This window comes from Streptomyces thermocarboxydovorans (assembly GCF_039524635.1).
Lineage (GTDB): Bacteria > Actinomycetota > Actinomycetes > Streptomycetales > Streptomycetaceae > Streptomyces > Streptomyces thermocarboxydovorans.
In genome coordinates this window covers 47,592-66,677 of sequence record NZ_BAAAGU010000026.1, presented here as the reverse complement: position 1 = coordinate 66,677, position 19,086 = coordinate 47,592, and the positions used below count along the sequence as shown (strand labels likewise).

Sequence of the window (19,086 nt, the reverse complement as noted above, 5' to 3'; positions counted from 1 at the left end):
GGGGCGCGGTAGCGACAGGCGAGCAGGGGCCCGGTACGGGCACCCGGCCCGTACCGCGCCCCATGGTCGTCAGCCCAATGACCGGCCCTGGGGGTGTCCCTCAACGCCGACGTCGGCCGCCCCGGCCCCCGTCGTCGCCCCGGCCCTCTTCGTCGCCCGGGTCGTCCTCGTGGGGGCCCAGGAGTTCGTCCGCCAGGGACGGCAGGTCGTCCAGCGGGGTCTCCTCGGCCCAGTCCGAGCGCCGGCGGCGCCTGCCGCGGCGGGGGGCGGGCTCGGCGTCGACCTGGGGGAGCTCGCGGGTACTGGCGTCCGCGCCGTCGGCGGGGGCCGACGGGCTCTCGTCGCGGAAGTAGCCCGGCGGGACGCGGTCCGCGGCGCCCCGGCCCGGTCCGTCGCCCTCGCCGCCGTCGCCGCGCACCGGAGGCAGGACCTCGGTCTCCTCACCGGCACCGGCACCCGTGCCGACCGGCGGGAGCACGGCCGTCTCGTCGGCCGCCCCCGAGGGGACGGACGGCTTGGGCAGCTGTGCGGTCGCCTCGGACTCGGAGGCACCGCCGGGTTCCCCGTTCTCCCGCTCCTCCGGCACCTTCCGGAGGACGGTCGTGGCGTCCGAGCCACCGCCGGTCGCGGTGCCGGGGGCCGGGGCTCCCGCCGCGGGTGCAGCGCCGGCGGCCGGGTTCTGCGGGCCCGGCTGGGCCGCGGCGGCGGCCGCCGCGGCGAGACGCCGGGCCTCCTCGGCCCGCTGCAGGGCCTCCTCCGCCTTGCGCTGCTTCTCCCGGCGCTGGGCCTCGGCCGCCGCTCGCCGCCGGGCCTCCTCCTCGGCCTGCTTGCGGCGGCGTTCCTCCTCGGCCTTGCGCCGGGCCTCCTCCTCCGCCCGGGCCTTCTCCTCGGCGAGAAGCCGCTGACGCTCCTCCTCCGCCCGGCGGCGGGCCTCCTCGGCACGCCTGCGGGCCTCCTCGGCCTGCCGTTCGGCCTCGCGCCGCTGGGCCTCCTCCAGCTCGCGCCGCTTGCGTTCCTCCTCCTCGGCGCGCAGCCGCGCCAGCTGCTCCTGGCGCTCGCGCTCCAGGCGCTCCTCCTCGGCCTTGCGTGCCGCCTCCTCCTCGGCTCGCCGCCGGGCCTCCTCCTCGGCCTTGCGGCGGGCCTCCTCACGGGCGGCGATCTCCGCCTCGGACAGCGGCAGCACCTGGTCGAGACGGTGCCGGATGACGGTGGTGACCGCCTCCGGCTCCTGGCCGGCGTCGACCACCAGGTAGCGGCCGGGGTCGGCGGCGGCCAGCGTCAGGAAGCCGGCCCGGACGCGGGCGTGGAACTCGGCCGGCTCGGACTCCAGCCGGTCCGGTGCCTCCGTGAACCGCTCGCGCGCCGTCTCGGGCGCCACGTCGAGCAGCACGGTGAGGTGCGGGACCAGCCCGTCGGTGGCCCAGCGGTTGATCCGGGCGATCTCGGTCGGCGACAGGTCCCGCCCGGCGCCCTGGTAGGCGACCGAGGAGTCGATGTACCGGTCGGAGATGACCACGGCGCCGCGCTCCAGGGCGGGGCGCACCACGGTGTCGATGTGCTCGGCGCGGTCGGCGGCGTAGAGCAGCGCCTCCGCGCGGTGCGAGAGGCCGGCGCTGGAGACGTCCAGCAGGATCGACCGCAGCCGCTTGCCGACCGGGGTGGCACCGGGCTCGCGGGTGAGGACCACCTCGTGTCCCTTGGCCCGGATCCACTCGGCGAGCGCCTCGGCCTGGGTGGACTTGCCCGCGCCGTCGCCGCCCTCCAGGGCGATGAAGAAGCCGGAGGGGGCGGTCCGCGGCTCCGGGTCGTCGCCGCCGCGCAGGGCGTCCCGCAGGTCGTGGCGGAGCGGCACCCCGGAGCGGTCGTCGACCTTGGCCAGCACCAGGGCGGCCACCGGCAGCAGCAGCGCGCCCACCAGCATCAGGGTGAAGGCGGCCCCGCCGTGCGCGAAGACGAACCGGCCGTTCTCCAGGCGGTGCGGTCCGATGCCCGCGGCCACCACCGGGGCGGTCACCGCGCCGAGCGCCACGAAGACCCGCACCACCGCGTGCAGGTGCTCCGTCGTGCGGGTGCGCCGCTGCTCCTCGGCCTCCTGGTCGAGCAGCGTGTGCCCGGCGTTGGCGGCCACGCCCGCGCCGGTGCCGGCCAGCGCCATGATCAGCAGCACGCTGGTGACGTCCGGCACCAGTCCGGCGGCGAGCAGGGCGACGCCGGTGAGGGCGAGGGCCAGCGCCAGCAGGCGGCGCCGGGACAGGGCGGGCAGCAGGGAGGGCGCGGTGCGGATGCCGACGACCACGCCTCCGGTCAGTGCGCCCACCATCAGGCCGTAGAGCACAGGGCCGCCGCCCAGGTCCTTGGCGTGCAGCACCGCGACCGCGACGGCGGCAGAGATCGCGGCGGCGACGCAGGCGCAGGCGAACACCAGCAGCGGTATGGCGCCGGTGCGGCCCTTGTCGCTTCCGGTGGTGCTCCTCGGCCGGCGCAGCCCCTCCAGCGGGGACCGGGCGCGGGGCGTGCGGGTGCCGGGCAGCTCGAGGAAGGTCAGCACGGACAGCGAGGCGGCGAACAGCCCGGCGGCGACATAGGAGGCGAGGGCCGCCTGGTGCTGGCCGAACCAGGCGATGCCGGTGCCCAGCAGATTGTTGAACAGCGCGGCCACGACAAGGGTGAGCGCGGCCAGCGGCACCGCCACGAAGCCGGTGCGCAGGGACAGGCGGCGCAGCGCGTCCATGTGGTCGGGCAGTGGCCGGATCGATGCGCCCTCGGGGGGCGGGCCGGGCAGCAGCGCGGGGGCCGCACTCTCGCGGCAGACCGTCCAGAACCGCTCGGCCACCGACGCCACGAAGGCGGTGACGAGCAGGACGGCCGGGGCGTTGCCGGGCGTCCAGTCGATCCACAGGGGCGCGACGATCAGCAGCGCGGCCCGCACCCCGTCCGCGCCGATCATGGTCCAGCGCCGGTCCAGCGGGCCGTCCTGCGAGGTGAGCGAGGTGAGCGGGCCCAGGAGCACGGCGCCGAACAGCAGCGTGGCGAGGATGCGCACCGCGAAAACGGTCGCCACTGCGAACGCCACGCCCCGGTAGCCGCCGCCGAAGGAACCCTCGGCGACCGCCGCCTGGACCATGAGCAGGACCAGCACGAGAAGGGCGAGGGTGTCGCCGACACCGCCCACCAGCTGCGCGCTCCACAGCCTCCTGAGCTGCGGCCGGCGCAGCAGCGCTCGGACAGCGCGCTCACGGGAGTCCGCGACGAGGGCGTCGTCGGGGGCCGGTTGAGGGGCCGTTGGCTGCTCGGCTCGCGTCATGCTTTCAGCCTATCGGCCCGGGCCGACAGCCCGGGCCGGGATGCCTGACATGCACACGCCCTGACATCGAAGTGTTGCCGGGGCGTTCGCATTTCGAACCCGGGCGAAGCACCGCACCGCGACACGGACGGAGCAGCGCGTTCCGGCGGGCACCGCGACACGGACAGAGCGGCGGCTTCCGGCAGGTACCGCGACACGGACAGAGCGGCGGCTTCCGGCAGGTACCGCGACACGGACAGAGCAACGGTTCCGGCGGGCACCGCGACACGGACGGAGCAGCGGCTTCCGGCAGGCACCGGAGCAGCGCGTTCCGGCAGGCACCGGAGCAGTGGGTTCCTGCCGGGCGCCGCACCACGGGGACGGAGCAGCGGTTTCCGGCCGCGCTCCTGAAAGGGCCTCAGCCCACCTCGAGAGCCTCAGCCCTCCGCGCCGCCCACCGTATCCGCGGCCGTCTCCTTGGCCGCGACCGAGGCACTGGCCGTCTTCTTCGCGGCCGAGGTCTTCTTCGCCGTGGTCTTCTTCGCGGCCGTCTTCTTCGCCGGGGCCTTCTTGGCCGCGGTCTTCTTGGCCGCGGTCTTCTTGGCCGCGGTCTTCTTGGCCGCGGTCTTCTTGGCGGTCGTCTTCTTCGCGGTCTTCTTGGCCGTCTTCTTGGCGGGTCCCTTGGCCCGCTTCTCCGCGAGCAGCTCGAAGCCCCGCTCCGGGGTGATCGTCTCCACGCTGTCGCCCGAGCGCAGCGTCGCGTTGGTCTCCCCGTCGGTGACGTACGGGCCGAAGCGCCCGTCCTTCACCACGACCGGCTTGCCGCTCACCGGGTCCTCGCCCAGCTCCTTCAGCGGCGGCTTGGCGGCCGCCCGGCCACGCTGCTTGGGCTGGGCGTAGATCGCCTGCGCCTCCTCCAGCGTGATCGTGAAGATCTGCTCCTCGGACTGCAGCGACCGCGAGTCCGTGCCCTTCTTCAGATACGGGCCGTAGCGGCCGTTCTGCGCGGTGATCTCCTGGCCGTCGGTGTCGACGCCGATCACCCGCGGCAGCGACATCAGCTTCAGGGCGTCCTCGAGCGTCACCGTGTCCAGGGACATCGACTTGAAGAGCGAGGCCGTGCGCGGCTTGACCGCGTTCTTGCCGGTCTTCGGGGTGCCCTCGGGGAGGATCTCGGTGACGTACGGGCCGTAGCGGCCGTCCTTGGCGACGATCGTGTGCCCGGTGGCCGGGTCGGTGCCCAGCTCCCGCTCGCCGCTCGGCTTGGCCAGCAGCTCCTCGGCCAGCTCGACCGTCAGCTCGTCCGGCGGCAGGTCGGCCGGGATGTCCGCCCGCTGGTGCTGCTCGCTGTCCTTCTCGCCGCGCTCGATGTACGGGCCGTAGCGGCCGACCCGCACCACGATGCCGTTGCCCACCGGGAACGACGACACCTCGCGGGCGTCGATGGCGCCCAGGTCGGTCACCAGCTCCTTCAGGCCGCCCAGGTGGTCGCCGTCACCGTTGCCGGCCTCGGCGGCGCCGCCGTTGTCCCGGCCCTCGCCGAAGTAGAACCGCCTCAGCCACGGCACGGCCTGCGCCTCACCGCGGGCGATGCGGTCGAGGTCGTCCTCCATCTTGGCGGTGAAGTCGTAGTCGACGAGCCGGCCGAAGTGCTTCTCCAGCAGGTTGACCACGGCGAAGGACAGCCAGGACGGCACCAGGGCCGTGCCCTTCTTGAACACATAGCCGCGGTCCAGGATCGTGCCGATGATCGACGCGTACGTCGACGGGCGGCCGATCTCCCGCTCCTCCAGCTCCTTGACCAGCGAGGCCTCGGTGTAGCGGGCCGGGGGCTTGGTGGCGTGCCCGTCGGCGGTGATCTCCTCGGCGGTCAGCGCGTCGCCCTCGGCGACCTGCGGCAGCCGGCGCTCGCGGTCGTCGAGCTCGGCGTTCGGGTCGTCGGCCCCCTCCACATAAGCCTTGAGGAAGCCGTGGAAGGTGATCGTCTTGCCGGACGCGGTGAACTCGACGTCCCGTCCGTCGGCGGCGGTGCCGCCGATCTTCACGGTGACGGAGTTGCCGGTCGCGTCCTTCATCTGGGAAGCGACGGTCCGCTTCCAGATCAGCTCGTACAGCTTGAACTGGTCACCGGTGAGGCCGGTCTCGGCGGGCGTACGGAAACGGTCCCCCGAGGGGCGGATCGCCTCGTGCGCCTCCTGCGCGTTCTTCACCTTGGCCGCGTAGGTGCGCGGCTGCGGCGGCAGGTAGTCGGCTCCGTACAGCTGCGTGACCTGGGCACGGGCGGCGGCGACCGCCGTGTCGCTCAGGGTCGTCGAGTCCGTACGCATGTAAGTGATGTAGCCGTTCTCGTACAGCTTCTGCGCGATCTGCATGGTGGCCTTCGCGCCGAAGCCGAGCTTGCGGCTCGCCTCCTGCTGCAGCGTCGTCGTACGGAACGGCGCGTACGGCGAGCGGCGGTACGGCTTGGACTCCACCGACCGCACCGAGAACTGCGTGTTCTCCAGGGCGGCGGCGAGCGCGCGGGCGTTCGCCTCGTCGAGGTGGAGGATGTTCTCGCTCTTCAGCCGCCCCAGCGAGTCGAAGTCGCGGCCCTGGGCGATGCGCCGGCCGTCGACCGACTGCAGGCGGGCGACCAGCGACGACGGGTCGCTCGCGTCACCGGGCCGACCGGTCGCGAAGGTGCCGGTCAGGTCCCAGTACCCGGCGCTGCGGAACGCCATGCGCTCCCGCTCCCGCTCCACCACGAGCCGGGTGGCGACGGACTGGACCCGGCCCGCGGACAGGCGGGGCATGACCTTCTTCCACAGGACCGGCGAGACCTCGTAGCCGTAGAGACGGTCGAGGATGCGGCGGGTCTCCTGGGCGTCGACCAGCTTCTGGTTGAGCTGGCGCGGGTTGGCCACGGCCTCCTGGATCGCGTCCTTGGTGATCTCGTGGAACACCATCCGCTTGACCGGGATCTTCGGCTTGAGGACCTCCTGGAGGTGCCAGGCGATGGCCTCTCCCTCGCGGTCCTCATCGGTGGCGAGGAAGAGTTCGTCCGACTCCTTCAGCAGGTCTTTGAGCTTCTTGACCTGGGCCTTCTTGTCGGCGTTGACCACATAGATCGGCTGGAAGTCGTGTTCGACGTCCACACCGAGCCGGCGGACCTCGCCGGTGTACTTCTCGGGCACCTCAGCGGCGCCGTTGGGAAGGTCGCGAATGTGTCCGACGCTCGCCTCGACGGTGTAGCCAGGGCCGAGATAGCCCTTGATCGTCTTCGCCTTGGCAGGCGACTCGACGATGACGAGTCGGCGGCCGCCCTTCGCGGTCTCGCTGGTCGGGGACAACTTCGCTCTTCTCTCCGGATCGACGCTGAGGCCTCCCCAGGGGGTCCTCCCGGGGCCTGGACATGGTGACGCTGCGGAGTGTGACGGTACATCCCGCCCCCGTGTCAAACGGGAAAAGCCCGCAACGGCCACTCGAACGGTAACCCGACTACCGCCGTTCCTGCCGCCCGGAGTGTCCGGAGCCTACGCCCCACAACGCGGAGCGCAACATTTCGGTTACCGGCCGCAACGCCGGTCCCGTGCCCCTCGCGGGGCCGTTCACAGGCGGCCGAGACACCACACCCCGAGGGCCAGAGAGCTCACCGCGGCAAGGCCGGCGCAGGCGACGGATGCGACGGGACTCACACCGTGCGCGACCGGACGCCGCTGCCGTGCACGGCTCACAGTCCACACCAGCAACCCCACCCCGAACAGGCAGAACACCGCCCCCGCGAAGATCGCCGGACCACTCTCCATGACCGCCCGAGCCCCTCCTCCCACGCCCGCCCACCACAGACCGCCCCGCACCCTGCCACCCCCGGGCAGCCCCCGGCCGAACCCCGGGTGAACACACGGGAACCACACTCGGAGGAGCAGGAGACCGGGGCGGGCAGAAGGAAGCCCGGTACGAGATCGAGAACGGCGCGAAAGTTTTCGCCAGGGGCACGTTTCGGCCGCCGAAGTGACCGAAGGAAGCGTCCGGTGGCCTCCTGGCGGGGTGGTCGGGCCGGCCGCCCGGTGACCCGCCCGCCGGGTCAGCTCACCGGCTCGATGAAGCCCTGTTCGATCAGGAGGCGGATCTGGGCCGGTGTGCGGTCGCGGAGGACGATGGGGTCCTCGCCGAGGAGCTGGGCGATGGCGTCGAGGATGCGGCCGGCGCTCATGGAGCCGTCGCACACGCCCGCGAAGCCCGCACCGACCGTGTCGACCTTGGTGGCCCGGCGCATCCCGCGGTTCTGGCGCAGCACGACATGCTCCGGGTCCTCGGCGCCGGGCAGCCCGACCTGCTCCTGCACGACCTCGTCGGCCAGCCGGAAGCTCGCCTCCAGCAGGGCAGCGTCGTCGTGGGCGCCCAGATAGTCGAGCCGGTCGAAGTGCGCGCGGATCGTCTCGCCGAGCGGCTGCTCGACGGGGTGCGGCCAGTCCTCCACGGTGACCGACGGCACCGAGGAGCCGGTCTTGCGCAGCGTGATCCAGCCGAAGCCGACCGTCTTGACCTTGCGCGCCTCGAACTCGTCCAGCCACGCGTCGTAGCGCGCCTGGTACTCGGCCAGGTCCCCGCGGTGGTCGCCCGCGTCCCGCAGCCACAGCTCCGCGTACTGGGTGACGTCCTGCTCCTCGCGCTGCACGATCCAGGCGTCGCAGCCGCGCGGCACCCAGGACCTGAGCCGGTCCTGCCAGTCCTCTCCCGCCACGTGCTCCCAGTTGGCGAGGAACTGGGCGAAGCCGCCCTCGTTCAGGCGGCCCCCCGCCTCCGAGACGAGGGTGCGGCACAGGTCGTCCCCCCTCATCCCGCCGTCGCGGTAGGTGAGGCGTGCGCCCGGCGAGATCACGAAGGGCGGGTTGGACACGATCAGGTCGAAGGTCTCGTCGTGCCGCACCGGGGTGAACAGCGACCCCTCACGCAGATCGGCCGCCGGGGCGCCGGACAGGGCGAGGGTCAGCGCGGTGATGCGCAGGGCCCGCGGGTTGACGTCGGTGGCGGTGACGCGCGTGGCGTGCCGGGCGGCGTGCAGCGCCTGGATGCCTGAGCCGGTGCCGAGGTCGAGCGCGGAGGCGACCGGTGTGCGCACCGTGATGCCGGCCAGCGTGGTGGAGGCGCCGCCGACGCCGAGGACGACCCCTTCCTCCCGGCTGCCGATCCCTCCGGCGCCGCCGACCGCGCAGCCGAGGTCGGACACGATGAACCAGTCCTCACCGTCCGGCCCGCCGTAGGGCCGTACGTCCACGGTCGCGGCGAGCTCGTCCGCGCCGACGCTGGTCAGCCAGCCGTTCTCCAGGCAGAGCTCGACCGGCAGCACATCCGCCAGGCGGGCCCGCGGCACGGGCTGCTGCAGCAGGAAGAGCCGGACCAGCGCCTCCAGCGGGGTGTCCCCGCGGGTCGCGCGCAGCGCCGGGACGATCTCGCTGCGGGCCAGCGCCGCGTACGCGGGGGCGCCGAGCAGGTCGAGCAGTCCGTCGGCGGTGAAGGAGGCAGCGAGCAGCGCCTCTCTCAGTCGCGCGGCGACGTCGGGTCGATCGGACGAGGGCAGGGGCGGAAGACCGGCTTCACTCACGCACCCCATTGTGGCCGCCCGCCCCGGCGTCCGCGCCCCACCGTCCGCGCACGGCGCGCGCCCCGTCGTCCCGCGCACGGCCTGCCCCGCGCCGTCACCCGGACGGTGCGGGGCTGTTGTTCCTCGGTTGCTCCTCGGTCGTCCCTCGGTTGCTCCTCGGTCGTCCCTCGGTTGTCCCTCGGTCGTCTGCCGGGTCGTCCGCTCGCTCGTCAGTCGCCGGAGGTGCCCGCCGAGGCCGTCGCCGCCTGGCAGCTCGGCTGACGGGACATCGCCTCGCCGACCTCGCCCTCCTCCAGGTTCCGCAGGGCGTCGTTGCCGCTCTTGCTGAGTTTGTCCAGCTCGGTGGCGATGTCCTTCAGACCGTCGGCGAACTTCGCCTGGTCGTCGGTGTCCAGGCCGTCGACCTGCTTGCGCAGGGAGGCGTAGGCCGCGGAGATGCTGTTGAGCTCCTTGACCGCGTCCTGCTGCTTCTTCTCGCCGTCGTCGACGTTCGGCGGCCCGGCCTTCTCGACGGCGGCGCCGATCGCCTTGTACGCGTCGGACATGTCCTGGAAGGCCTTGGAGTCGGTCTTCTGGACCTCCTCCGGCGTGCTGTTGTCCGAGGTCTCCTTCTGGATGGCGGCGTTGGCGGACTCGATCTTCTTCGCCTGCGGCTTTACCGCGTCACAGACCTGCCTGGCCCAGGAGTCCAGCTCCTCGTTGGAGTCGTCGCCGCCGCATCCCGTCAGCGCCAGTACCAGTACCGCACCGCCGGACAGTGCGGCCGCGAGCTTCTTGTTCACCGGTTTGGTCCCTTCCATGGCTCTCGGCCCCGGAACATACACGCCACATGGGCGACACCTACCGGCCAAGCATCCCTTAAGACACGTTTATAACCATTTGCACCAAGCGAGAGAAGGCTCACGGCGACGGGCGCTCCGCGCACAGCACGGGCGGGCGACGCGTCAAGACGCGCCGCCCGCCCGCACCTTGAGCTGCGGCTGGGGCTCCTCTCACCGCGATTCCCGGCAGTTGCCTACGAAACCACCGCGGGATCGGCCGACTTGGGATCCGTCTCGGGGTTGCCTTCGTCACCCACGGCGATACCGCGCCGCTTGGACATGTAGACCGCGCCGATGATCACGATGATCGCCAGGACCGCGATCAGCACCCGCATGCCGACGCTCTTGTCGTCGCCGTAGGAGAAGTTGATGACCGCGGGCGCGATGAGCAGCGCCACCAGGTTCATCACCTTCAGCAGGGGGTTGATCGCCGGACCGGCGGTGTCCTTGAAGGGGTCGCCGACGGTGTCGCCGATGACGGTCGCCGCATGGGCCTCGCTGCCCTTGCCGCCGTGATGCCCGTCCTCGACGAGCTTCTTGGCGTTGTCCCAGGCGCCACCGGAGTTGGCGAGGAACACCGCCATCAGCGTGCCCGCGCTGATCGCGCCCGCCAGGAACGCGCCGAGCGCGCCGACGCCGAGGGTGAACCCGATGAAGATGGGCGCCATCACGGCGAGCAGACCGGGCGTCGCGAGCTCCCGCAGGGCGTCCTTGGTGCAGATGTCGACGACCTTACCGTACTCCGGCTTCTCGCTGTAGTCCATGATCCCGGGCTTCTCGCGGAACTGCCGCCGCACCTCGAAGACCACCGAACCGGCCGACCGCGAGACCGCGTTGATCGCCAGCCCCGAGAAGAGGAAGACGACCGCCGCGCCCGCGATGAGACCGACGAGGTTGTTGGGCTGCGAGATGTCCATCATCAGGGTCATGGGCGCGCCCTCACCGCTGAGCTTCTCCCCCACGTCCCGCGCGCCGGTGGTGATGGCGTCCCGGTACGAGCCGAAGAGCGCCGACGCCGCGAGCACGGCCGTGGCGATGGCGATGCCCTTGGTGATGGCCTTGGTGGTGTTGCCGACCGCGTCCAGGTTGGTGAGCACCTGGGCGCCCGCGCCCTCGACGTCGCCGGACATCTCGGCGATGCCCTGGGCGTTGTCGGAGACCGGCCCGAAGGTGTCCATGGCGACGATCACACCGACCGTGGTGAGCAGGCCGGTGCCGGCCAGCGCCACCGCGAACAGCGCCAGCATGATCGACGTACCGCCGAGCAGGAACGCCCCGTACACGCCGAGGCCGATCAACAGGGCGGTGTAGACGGCCGATTCCAGGCCGACCGAGATGCCGCCGAGGATGACGGTGGCGGGTCCGGTGAGCGAGGTCTTGCCGATGTCCCTGACCGGGCGCCGGCTGGTCTCGGTGAAGTAGCCGGTGAGCTGCTGGATCAGCGCGGCGAGCACGATGCCGATGGCCACCGCGACCAGCGCGAGGATGCGCGGGTCGCCGTCCTTGGCCTGGATCGCCGTGTCGGTGGCGCCGTCGAGGTCGGCGTACGAGGACGGCAGATAGCTGAACACCGCGATGGCGACCAGGACCAGGGAGATCACCGCGGAGATGAAGAAGCCGCGGTTGATCGCGGTCATGCCGCTGCGGTCGGCGCGCCGCGGGGCCACCGCGAAGATGCCGATCATCGCGGTGAGCACGCCGATCGCCGGGACGAGCAGCGGGAAGGCCAGTCCGGCGTCGCCGAACGCCGCCGAGCCGAGGATCAGCGCGGCCACCAGCGTCACGGCGTACGACTCGAACAGGTCGGCCGCCATGCCCGCGCAGTCGCCGACGTTGTCGCCCACGTTGTCGGCGATGGTCGCGGCATTGCGCGGGTCGTCCTCCGGAATGCCCTGCTCGACCTTGCCGACCAGGTCGGCGCCGACGTCGGCGGCCTTGGTGAAGATGCCGCCGCCGACACGCATGAACATCGCGATCAGCGCGGCCCCGAGACCGAATCCCTCCAGCACCTTCGGCGCGTCCGCCGCGTACACCAGCACCACGCAGGCGGCGCCCAGCAGGCCGAGACCGACGGTGAACATGCCGACGACGCCGCCGGTACGGAAAGCGATCTTCATCGCTCTGTGGGATACGTCGGTGAGATCCTTTTCCGGCTCGCCCGGTGCCGGGGTCGCCTCACGAGCCGCCGCGGCGACACGCACATTGCTCCGTACGGCGAGCCACATGCCGATATAGCCGGTGGCCGCCGAGAACGCCGCTCCGATCAAGAAGAACACCGACCGCCCGGCACGCTGATTCCAGTCGTCCGCGGGCAGCAGCATGAGCAGGAAGAAAACGATCACGGCGAATACGCCGAGCGTCCGCAGCTGGCGGGCCAGATAGGCATTGGCGCCCTCCTGGACCGCCGCGGCGATCTTCTTCATGCTGTCGGTGCCCTCGCCGGCCGCGAGTACCTGGCGCACCAGGACGCCCGCGACCACCAGTGCCGCCAGTGCCACTACGCCGATGACCACCACGAGAACGCGGTTGTCGTCGGTCAGCACGGCGGCTGCGAGGGATGTGGTGTGGCCCGACTGAGGTGAGATGGAAAGCCCCGCCATTCGTCCTCCTTGACGCTTGGGCTGAGCTCAAGATGTGGACGGGATTGTAGGTACCGGAACCTGATCAAAACAGAGCGCAGGAAATGTAAATGGCCCGCCTGGTAATGCCCCGAAGGCATTTACTTGATCTCATCACTATCGATTGATTGATCGTGAATGAATTCACGCGATCAATCGCACCGAGACCACTGTAAGCACGGGAGATGACACCCGCACATGCCGAAGGGCCCCACGAGTGGGGCCCTTCGGGAAGAGCTGGCTGTTCGGGTGAACCGGGCGGGGTGACGGCCGGCCGGGGGAATGCCCGGTCAGTCGATCACCGTGGGCGGCGGCGTGGTGGGCCACCGCATGCGGATCGAACCGCCGTGCTCCCCGGCGCTCACCTCCACGTCGTCGACGAGGCCGCTGATGACCGCGAGGCCCATCTGGTCCTCCTCGACCTCCGCGTCACCGCCGCCGGAGCCGCCCGCGGAGCCCGACCCTCCGGGGACCGCGTGGGGCGCCTCGTCGCCGACCTCGATGGAGAACTGCTTCTCCTCCTCGATCAGCAGCACCTTCACGGGTGCCGAGATTCCGCCGGCCTGGTGCAGTCCGACGGCCCGTGAGCACGCCTCTCCGACGGCGAGCCTGACCTCGTCGAGGACGGCCTCGTCCACTCCGGCCCTGCGCGCCACTGCCGCCGCCACCAGCCGGGCGGTCCTGACATGCTCGGGCTGCGCGCTGAAGCGGAGTTCAACGGTGGCCATGCATCCCCCTCGCAACTTCGGGCGTGCTGCGGGGAGACCGGGCCGCCTTCACGCCCGGTCCCCGCCTGCTTGGCTTCTCCCGCCCGGGCGCGCCGGCCCGGGCGGGATGGTCAGTCGGTGGCCGCAACCGCTTCCTCGACCGAGGTGTGGATCGGGAACACCTTGGTGAGGCCGGTGATGCGGAAGATCTTGAGAATGCGCTCCTGGTTGCACACCAGTCGCAGGGAGCCCTCGTGGGCACGCACCCGCTTCAGGCCGCCGACCAGCACGCCGAGACCGGTGGAGTCGAGGAAGTCCACGCCTTCCATGTCGACGACAAGGTGGAAATTGCCGTCGTTCACCAGCTCGACCAGCTGCTCGCGCAGCTTGGGCGCGGTATATACGTCGATTTCGCCACCGACCCTGACGATCGTGCGATCGCCGATGGTCTCGGTCGACAGGGACAGGTCCACGGATCCTCCAGCACCTTGCTATCGAGCGGTCGCCCTCGGGGCATCTCGGCTCGCCCTCCGGGACGGTTCGCCAGCCGCGATGGCATTCAATCACTTAACGGCAGGCGTACACGACGCCTTGGCTCCATTGTCCGTCACGCCGGTGACACACTCGGTGCCGATGGCCAAGAATCACCGATCCGATCGACCCCCTGCCGGCACCACGCCCCGGCCCGAGCCGGGTGCGGTGCTCGACCGGCTCGCGTCCGGACCGAGCCGGGCTTCGCGCATCACTCATACGGAGCACTTGCCCCCGCGCGAGGGCCGGCATGCCGTCTGGCCGGACCGGATCCGATCCGAGGTGATCGCCGCCGTGCAGGCGGCGGGCATCGGCCATCCCTGGGCCCACCAGGCACGGGCCGCCGAGCACGCCCTGGACGGGGAGTCGGTCGTGGTCGCCACCGGCACCGCCTCCGGCAAGTCCCTGGCCTATCTGGTGCCCGTCCTGTCCACCCTCCTGGACGGCGCCGAGGCCCCCAACGGCCGGGGCGCCACCGCCCTCTATCTGGCCCCCACCAAGGCCCTCGCGGCCGACCAGTGCCGGTCGGTGAAAGAACTTTCACAACCACTGGGCCATTCGGTGCGCGCGGCCGTCTACGACGGCGACACGCCGTTCGAGGAACGCGAGTGGATCCGCCAGTACGCCAACTACGTGCTGACCAACCCGGACATGCTGCACCGGGGCGTGCTGCCCTCCCACCCCCGCTGGTCCTCCTTCCTCAAGGCCCTCAAGTACGTGGTCATCGACGAGTGCCACACCTACCGGGGCGTGTTCGGCTCGCACGTCGCCCAGGTGCTGCGCCGGCTGCGCCGCCTGTGTGCTCGTTACGGCTCCTCTCCCGTGTTCCTGCTGGCCTCCGCGACCGCCGCCGAGCCCGCGGTGGCCGCCCGCCGGCTCACCGGGCTGCCGGTGGTGGAGGTGTCCGACGACGCCTCACCGCGCGGTGAACTGATGTTCGCGCTCTGGGAGCCGCCGCTGACCGAGCTGCACGGCGAGAAGGGCGCCCCCGTCCGCCGCACAGCCACCGCCGAGGCCGCCGACCTGCTGACCGACCTCACCGTGCAGGGCGTCCGCTCGGTCACCTTCGTCCGCTCCCGGCGCGGTGCCGAGCTGATCTCGGTGATCGCCCAGGAGCGCCTGGCCGAGGTGGACCGCTCACTGGCCGGGCGGGTCGCCGCCTACCGGGGCGGCTACCTCCCCGAGGAGCGCCGCGCCCTGGAACGCGCCCTGCACTCCGGCGAACTCCTCGGCCTCGCCGCCACCAACGCCCTGGAGCTCGGCGTCGACATCGCCGGCCTGGACGCCGTGGTCATCGCCGGCTACCCCGGCACCCGGGCCTCGCTGTGGCAGCAGGCGGGGCGCGCCGGACGGTCCGGGCAGGGCGCCCTCGCCGTGCTGGTCGCCCGCGACGACCCCCTGGACACCTTCCTGGTGCACCACCCGGAGGCCCTGTTCGACCAGCCCGTCGAGTCCACGGTCCTCGACCCCGACAACCCCTATGTGCTCGCCCCGCACCTGTGCGCGGCGGCCGAGGAACTGCCGCTGACGGACGACGATCTCGAACTCTTCGGCCCCACCAGCGCGGAGCTGCTGCCCCAGCTGGAGGCGGCGAAGCTGCTGCGCCGCCGGACGAAGGCCTGGCACTGGACCCGCAGGGAGCGGGCCGCCGATCTCACCGGCATCCGCGGCGAGGGCGGCCGGCCCGTCCAGGTCGTCGAGGCCGGCACCGGACGGCTGCTCGGCACGGTCGACGCGGGCGCCGCCCACACGACCGTCCACGAGGGCGCCGTCCACCTGCACCAGGGCCGCACCTACCTCGTGCGCTCCCTGGACCTGGAGGACTCCGTCGCCCTCGTCGAACAGGCCGACCCGCCGTACACCACGGTCGCCCGCGACACCACGTCGGTCTCCGTGCTGGAGACGGACACCGAGATCCCCTGGGGCGAGGGCCGCCTGTGCTTCGGCTCCGTCGAGGTCACCAACCAGGTGGTCTCCTTCCTGCGCCGCCGGGTCATGACCGGTGAAGTGCTGGGCGAGACGAAACTCGACCTCCCTCCTCGTACGCTGCGCACCCGCGCGGTGTGGTGGACGGTCACCGAGGACCAGCTGGACCGGGCCCGGATCAACCCGGAGATCCTCGGCGGCGCCCTGCACGCCGCCGAGCACGCCTCGATCGGCATGCTGCCCCTCTTCGCGACCTGCGACCGCTGGGACATCGGCGGCGTCTCCGTCCCGCTGCACCCCGACACCCTGCTGCCCACCGTCTTCGTCTACGACGGGCATCCGGGGGGCGCGGGCTTCGCGGAACGCGCGTTCCACACCGCCCGCGCCTGGCTCGCCGCCACCCGCCAGGCCATCGCCTCCTGCGAGTGCGAGGCCGGCTGCCCCTCCTGCATCCAGTCCCCCAAGTGCGGCAACGGCAACGATCCGCTGCACAAACGGGGCGCGGTGCGCCTCCTCACGGTGCTGCTGGAGGGGGCCCCGGAGGAGAAGGAGGGCGAGGAAGCCGGGGAGGCCGAGGAGGGTGCGCCGACTCCGGGAGCGGGGGATGCAGCGCCGACTCCGGGATCTCGGGAGGCAGCGCACAGGGAAGCCGAGGGTGCGCCGAACCCGGGTGGGGTGGAGGCAACGCCTCTGGAAGCCGAGGGTGGGCCGCCGCCTCCGGGAGGAGCGGAGGGGGTGCAGGGCCGGGACCGGCGGCGCCCCCGGGATGCGCGGGCGTCGTCGCAGGTCCCGCCCTCGCCCTGACCTCCGCGGCGAAGGGGGCCCGGCCCGCGGCCACCGACACGTCCGAAATCTCACCCTCGACCGTGCACCGCACAAGCCGCGTGCCCTGCGCCCTGGCCACCCGGCCGGCGCGGGCGCAGGCCGCCGCGCCGCCCTCGGCCCAGTGGTCCGCCGCCGCGAGCGCGGCGAGATCCGCGCCCCCGGCCGCACGATGCCGGACCACCACCGCGTGCCCCAGGGCGAGCACGAGACCGAACACGACGCACAGCACCGCGATCGCCCCGACGCTCCACACGGTCGCCGACCCCCGGTCCGCCCCGATCCGGCGGGCTCGGGTGCCACCGCGTCCGGCCGTCCCGCCCCGGCGAACTCGAGTGGCACCGCGTCCAGCAGTCCCGCCCCGGCCGTCTCCGGACAAGCGGCACCTCCCTCCCCGGCCGTCTCCGGATGAACGGCACCTCACTCCGCCCGGGACCGCTTCCCTCACGGTTTCCCTCTCACCGCACCTCACGTCCCCGCCCCCACGGTCTCCTCCACGGCCGCCACGGCCTCCTCCCGTACGTCGAACGGGAGCCCCCGCAGCAGCCGTGGCCTGGCCACGACGACCACCCGTACCTCCTCCGCGCCCCGGCTCACCGTGACCTGCGCCCCGGGCGGCGCCGCCTCGCGGGCGAGTTCGACGACCGCGTCCGGCGGATCCTGCCGGGCGGCCGCACGGGCGCCGGCCCGAGCGGCGTCCACGCACTGGATCTGCGCCGCCACCACCAGCAGCCCCCACACCAGCGCCGTGGCGAACAGCACCAGCACGGGCAGCACCAGGGCCGACTCCGCCGTCACGAATCCCCGGTCGCGCTTGTCACGTCCGGTGTCACATCCGGCCATCGAGGGCCTGCTGCACGATGTTCCGCAGTGCCGTGCTGACCGGCCCGCTGGTGACCACCTTGTAGAGCACCACGGCGAACGCCACCGCCGCCACGATGCCCATGGCGTACTCGGACGTCACCATCCCGGCGTCCTTCCGCCCCGTACGCACCCAGCCCGTGAGTGCCCGCAGCCGTGCCCGTACCGCCCGATTCATCCGATTCATCTCAACCCCCGTGAAGAAAGGTCCTGTTGTTCGCTGATTGCCTGCCGGCTGTTTGCCGGCCTGTCGATCACCCGCGTGTCTCGTCGCCCCCGCCGGGAGCCGTCACCGACCACCCCCTCCCAGCACCCCGCCCGCCAGCCCGATCACCACGGGCAGGACGCCCACCGCGACGAACGCGGGCAGGAAGCAGAGCCCGACCGGTGCGCTGACCACGACGGCCGCCCTGCGGGCCCGTGCCGTCGCCGCACGCGCCCACTCGGCGCGGGTCTCGGCGGCGAGGCGGGCGACGGGAGCGGCCAGCGGGAGTCCGGAGACGTCCGCCCGTTCCAGCAGCCGGGCCAGGGACCGGGCACCCGGCAGCGTGGCCAGGCGCTGCCATGCCGCGGCCGGTTCGCCGCCGAGCCGGACCTCGGCCGCGCCCCGCGCCAGCGCGTCACCGACCGGTCCCGACAAGGTCTCTCCCACGGCCTGTGCGGCGGTCACGGGACCTGCGCCCGCCGCGATGCAGGCGGCCAGCAGGTCGGCGGCCAGCGGTAGCTGACGTTCCGCCCTGGCAGCCTCCCGGGCCCGCTGCCGCGTGCCTGCCGCTTCCTGCCGCAGCCGCCAGCGCCACAGCCCGGCCGCGCAGGCCAGTCCCACCGCGACCCCGGCGAGGCCGCCCACCAGCACCCAGCCCGCGCACACCACGCCCGCCAGCGGCAGCCAGCGCCCGGCGGCTCGCCACGTCCTGCGGCGCCGAACGGCCGCCGCCCGCTCGCCGACCACCAACTCCGCCAGCCGCCGGCGCGCGCCCCGCTCCCGCCGGACCAGCCACAGCCACCGGGCCGCCCAGCCGAGCAGCGCCGCGACGCCCAGGATCATCCCCAGCCTGTGGACAACGTCGCCGCTCATGCCGCCCGCTCCTGAGCCCCGCGCATGATGTGCCGAACCCACAAGAGCCCCAGGCCCTCCAGCACCGCGCCGGCCGCCAGGCAGCCGAGGCCCGCCGGGGTGTGCAGCAGGACGTGCAGCGGGTCGGCGCCGAGGGCGGCACCGAGGGCGAGACCGAGCACCGGGAGGCCTGCCAGCAGCACCGCCGTGGCACGGGCCCCGGCCAGCTGGGCGCGCAGGTCATTGCGCTGGTCCCGCTCCGCGCGCAGGGCCGCCTCCAGGCGGTCGAGTCCGTCCGCGAGCCCGGCGCCCTGGTCCACGGCGACCCGCCAGCACGCGGCGAGTCCGCGCAGTCCTTCCGCCCCTGGCTGCCGCGCCGCCGCGGCGAGTGCCCCGGGGACGTCACCGCCGAACCGTGCCGCCGCCAGCACCGTCGCCTGGGCGTCGCCCAGCCCGCCGGAGTCCCGCGCGGCCGGCAGCAGCGCCTCTCCCGGTTGCCGCCCGGCGCGCACCTCCCCGGCGAGCGACCCGCACAACGCGATCACCGCGTCCCCGCGCCGGTCGCGCTCCCGGCGCCGCAGGGCCGCCAGCCGCAGGCGGCGCAGCACCGGCACCCCGGCCGCCCCGGCCACCAGCGGCAGCACCGAGGCACCCAGCACGGCGAGGACCACCCCGGCGACGAGCGCCCACCACTCGCCGTGCAGCCGCCCCTTGACTCGCCCCCACTCCCGGAGCACCACGGGCCTGCCTGGCGGTCCGCCGCCCACCGCTCCCCCGCCGGCCAGCAGCAGCCGCGCCCGCCGGGCACCGGCCTGCCTGCCGCCAGCCAGCCAGGCCGCGCTCATCAGACAGGCCACGGCGAGCCCCGTCGAGACC

The 19,086-nt window shown here is 72.8% G+C and carries 13 protein-coding genes and 1 pseudogene; 1 reads left to right on the top strand and 13 read right to left on the bottom strand.

The annotated features are described in order from the left end of the window. Window positions 1-100: 100 nt before the first annotated feature. From tmk to bldG, 8 genes are all read right to left on the bottom strand, one after another. The gene (tmk, locus tag ABD198_RS14205) at window positions 101-3,304 is read right to left on the bottom strand and encodes a dTMP kinase (protein WP_344001016.1); all 3,204 of its coding nucleotides are present in this window, start codon (window positions 3,302-3,304) and stop codon (window positions 101-103) included. A gap of 416 nt (window positions 3,305-3,720) precedes the next feature. Further along, window positions 3,721-6,612 (bottom strand): type I DNA topoisomerase, encoded by a 2,892-nt coding sequence (topA, locus tag ABD198_RS14200; RefSeq protein ID WP_344001014.1) that lies wholly within the window; start codon window positions 6,610-6,612, stop codon window positions 3,721-3,723. A 258-nt stretch (window positions 6,613-6,870) separates the two neighbouring features. After that, window positions 6,871-7,068 (bottom strand): hypothetical protein, encoded by a 198-nt coding sequence (locus ABD198_RS14195; RefSeq protein ID WP_344001011.1) that lies wholly within the window; start codon window positions 7,066-7,068, stop codon window positions 6,871-6,873. A gap of 278 nt (window positions 7,069-7,346) precedes the next feature. Further along, window positions 7,347-8,876 carry a DUF7059 domain-containing protein gene (locus ABD198_RS14190; protein WP_344001009.1) on the bottom strand — a complete coding sequence of 510 codons (1,530 nt, stop codon included), beginning with the start codon at window positions 8,874-8,876 and terminating at the stop codon, window positions 7,347-7,349. Window positions 8,877-9,076: 200 nt separating this feature from the next. Then, window positions 9,077-9,667: a small secreted protein gene (locus ABD198_RS14185; protein WP_344001007.1), complete on the bottom strand. Its 591-nt coding sequence runs from the start codon at window positions 9,665-9,667 to the stop codon at window positions 9,077-9,079. 215 nt (window positions 9,668-9,882) lie between these two features. Beyond that, entirely contained in the window at window positions 9,883-12,288 is a 2,406-nt protein-coding gene (locus ABD198_RS14180) for a sodium-translocating pyrophosphatase (protein WP_344001005.1), read from the bottom strand. A 308-nt stretch (window positions 12,289-12,596) separates the two neighbouring features. Beyond that, window positions 12,597-13,034 (bottom strand): ATP-binding protein, encoded by a 438-nt coding sequence (locus tag ABD198_RS14175; protein WP_344001003.1) that lies wholly within the window; start codon window positions 13,032-13,034, stop codon window positions 12,597-12,599. Window positions 13,035-13,144: 110 nt separating this feature from the next. Further along, a complete protein-coding gene (gene bldG, locus ABD198_RS14170) occupies window positions 13,145-13,486 on the bottom strand; it encodes an anti-sigma factor antagonist BldG (protein WP_053756513.1) in 342 nt (113 codons plus the stop codon). 79 nt (window positions 13,487-13,565) lie between these two features. On the opposite strand from bldG, the gene ABD198_RS14165 reads away from it, so the two are divergent. Then, the gene (locus ABD198_RS14165) at window positions 13,566-16,274 is read left to right on the top strand and encodes a DEAD/DEAH box helicase (RefSeq protein WP_344000999.1); all 2,709 of its coding nucleotides are present in this window, start codon (window positions 13,566-13,568) and stop codon (window positions 16,272-16,274) included. On the opposite strand, the pseudogene ABD198_RS14160 reads toward ABD198_RS14165, so the two are convergent. From ABD198_RS14160 to ABD198_RS14140, 5 genes and pseudogenes are all read right to left on the bottom strand, one after another. After that, window positions 16,198-16,575: pseudogene (locus ABD198_RS14160) on the bottom strand (Rv3654c family TadE-like protein); the annotation flags it as partial. The gene ABD198_RS14165 and the pseudogene ABD198_RS14160 sit on opposite strands and share 77 nt — an antisense overlap. Window positions 16,576-16,760: 185 nt before the next feature. After that, window positions 16,761-17,135, bottom strand: coding sequence for a TadE family type IV pilus minor pilin (locus ABD198_RS14155; protein ID WP_344000998.1), 375 nt, complete (start codon window positions 17,133-17,135; stop codon window positions 16,761-16,763). Then, entirely contained in the window at window positions 17,122-17,331 is a 210-nt protein-coding gene (locus ABD198_RS14150; protein WP_344001061.1) for a DUF4244 domain-containing protein, read from the bottom strand. Before ABD198_RS14150 ends, ABD198_RS14155 begins: the two co-directional genes overlap by 14 nt. 111 nt (window positions 17,332-17,442) lie before the next feature. Then, a complete protein-coding gene (locus ABD198_RS14145; RefSeq protein ID WP_344000996.1) occupies window positions 17,443-18,231 on the bottom strand; it encodes a type II secretion system F family protein in 789 nt (262 codons plus the stop codon). Beyond that, complete coding sequence (locus ABD198_RS14140; protein WP_344001059.1) at window positions 18,228-19,055, bottom strand: type II secretion system F family protein; 828 nt, start codon at window positions 19,053-19,055, stop codon at window positions 18,228-18,230. The genes ABD198_RS14145 and ABD198_RS14140 overlap by 4 nt, the downstream gene beginning before the upstream one ends. Window positions 19,056-19,086: the final 31 nt, after the last annotated feature.